The sequence below is a fragment of the Streptomyces sp. SID3343 genome, from assembly GCF_009865215.1.
Classification (GTDB): domain Bacteria; phylum Actinomycetota; class Actinomycetes; order Streptomycetales; family Streptomycetaceae; genus Embleya.
The window spans coordinates 1-2,391 of the sequence record NZ_WWJX01000479.1; the positions used below are offsets into that span (position 1 = coordinate 1).

At 72.7% G+C, this 2,391-nt stretch carries 2 protein-coding genes; both read left to right on the forward strand.

Annotated features, from left to right (window positions below; genetic code table 11):
• Positions 1-271 precede the first annotated feature (271 nt).
• On the forward strand, positions 272-1,573 hold the full coding sequence (locus GT354_RS15355) for a CoA transferase (protein WP_161356875.1): 1,302 nt from the start codon (positions 272-274) through the stop codon (positions 1,571-1,573).
• Positions 1,570-2,391 (forward strand): acetyl-CoA carboxylase carboxyltransferase subunit beta (locus GT354_RS15360; RefSeq protein ID WP_272923825.1); only part of this gene is annotated, 822 nt, incomplete at its 3' end. The genes GT354_RS15355 and GT354_RS15360, both read left to right, overlap by 4 nt.

Below are 2,391 nucleotides of genomic sequence, written 5' to 3' on the forward strand. Positions count from 1 at the left end.
GGGGTGGGAGTCGGGCGGGGTGAGAGGTGCGGTGCGGCGGGGTGCGGTGGCGGGGACGTCCCGGTACGGCCGGGCCAGTCTGCGGAGCCATGACGAATTCAGTCAAGGGTTTCGAGAGGATGAACTTTCCGGCCGACGGTGATCGAGGTCGTCACGCCGACCTGTCGAGATGCGAACCATCGAGAAATCTTCACATCAAGACTGGACGAATTCAGACGTGGATGCTTATCTTCTGACTGTTTCAGTCACCAAGAACTTCCCAAGGGGTGTCATGTCCGAAGTCACCCGACCGGGCAGCGGTCCGCTCGACGGCTGCCTCGTGCTCGACCTGTCCCGAGCCCTCGCCGGCCCGCACGCGGGGATGATGCTGGGCGACCTCGGCGCCCGCGTGATCAAGATCGAGGTGCCCGGGCGCGGCGACGACACCCGAGCCTGGGGTCCCCCGTTCGTCGGTCCCGAGGACGCCCGCGAGTCCACCTACTTCCTCGCCTGCAACCGCAACAAGGAATCGGTGACCGCCGACCTCAAGAGCGCCGAGGGCCGCGACCTGGTCACCCGGCTGGCCCGCCGGGCCGACGTGTTGATCGAGAACTTCCGCCCCGGCGTACTCGACCGCCTCGGTTTCACCGTCGAGCACCTGCACGAGCTCAACCCCGGTCTGGTCGTCCTGTCGATCAGCGGGTTCGGCCACGACGGGCCAGAGGGCGGCCGGGCCGGTTACGACCAGATCGCCCAGGGTGAGGCGGGCCTGATGAGCCTGACCGGTGAACCGGGCGCCCCCACCAAGGTCGGCACCCCGATCGCCGACCTCCTCGCCGGCATCTTCGGCGTCTCGGGAGTGCTCGCCGCCCTCCTGGAGCGGGCGACCACCGGACGGGGACAGGTGGTCCGTACGTCGCTGCTGTCCTCGATGATCGGCATCCACAGCTTCCAGGGCACCCGCTGGACGGTGGCCGGCGACGTCCCCGAGGCGACCGGAAACCAACACCCCTCGATCGCCCCGTACGGGCTGTTCCACTGCGCCGACGGCGACATACAACTCGCGGCCGGCAGCGAAACGCTGTGGCGGGCGGTCGCGGAGGTCACCGGCCTGGATCCCGACGACCCGCGCTACGCCGGCAACGCCGACCGGGTACGCCGGCGCGGCGAACTCGCCGACGAACTGGAGGCGGCGTTCGCCGGCGCGAGCGCGGCCGACTGGCTGGCCCGGCTCGACGCGGCGGGCGTACCGGCGGGCCGCGTTCGCGGCATCGACGAGGTGTACGCGTGGGAGCAGACCCGGCAGCAGGGGCTGATCGTCGACGTCGACCACCCCACTCTCGGCCCGATCAGCCTCCCCGGCCTCCCCTGGCGCTTCGACGGCGGCGGTCGCCGCGCGCACACCGCGCCGCCGACGCTGGGCCAGCACGACGCGAGCGTGCGGGCCTGGCTGGACGCGACCGACGCCACCGACTCGACCGACGCGACCGGCGCGACCGGCTCGACTGATGCGCTCCACGACGAACGGTCCGCGCCGGTGGACCAACAGCCCTTCGGGGAGGTCGACTTCGCCGACGCCGAGGCCGGCCGATGACGGTCCGACCCGCGCTCCGCGCCCGGCCGACCGCGCTCGACTTCGCCGGCGCCGTGCTCGACCCCGGCAGTTTCCACTCGTGGGACGAGCCCCCGGAACCGGCCCCGGGCCCCGGTGCCTACGCCGACGCGGTGGCCGAGGCTCGCGCCCGCAGCGGCGCGGACGAGTCGATCCGCACCGGCGAAGGCCGCGTCTCGGGACACCGAGTGGCCGTGCTGCTGGGCGAGTTCGGCTTTCTTGCCGGGTCGATCGGTACGGCCGCCGCGAACCGGCTGGTCGCGGCGATCCGCCGGGCCACCGCCGAGCGGTTGCCGCTGCTCGCGGCGCCCGCCTCGGGTGGTACCCGGATGCAGGAGGGCACGCCCGCGTTCGTGCGGATGATCGACCTCACCGCGGCGATCGTCGCGCACAAGGCCGCGGGGCTGCCGTACCTGGTCCACCTGCGCCACCCCACCACCGGCGGCGTGTTCGCGTCGTGGGGCTCGCTGGGCCAGGTCACCACCGCCGAACCCGGGGCGCTGATCGGCTTCTTGGGGCCGCGCGTGTACGAGGAGCTGTACGGCTCGCCGTTCCCCGAGCACGTGCAACGGGCCGAGAACCTGTATCGCCGGGGCGTGATCGACGCGGTCCTGACCACGACCGAACTGCGGCGCTTCCTCGCCGACACGCTCGACCTGCTCACCGGTGACCGGGCGGCCGCGCCGAGCACCGAGGCCGAACCGGCCGCCCCGGCGCGGCCCGCGCCGGACGTCTGGCAATCCGTCGGCCGCACCCGCGAACCGGACCGGATCGGCCTCGCCGACCTGCTGCGCGCCGCC

Excerpts from the sequence above, each read along its gene's own strand:
- GT354_RS15355 (WP_161356875.1), top strand. The coding sequence starts at position 272 with ATGTCCGAAGTCACCCGACCGGGCAGCGGTCCGCTCGACGGCTGCCTC.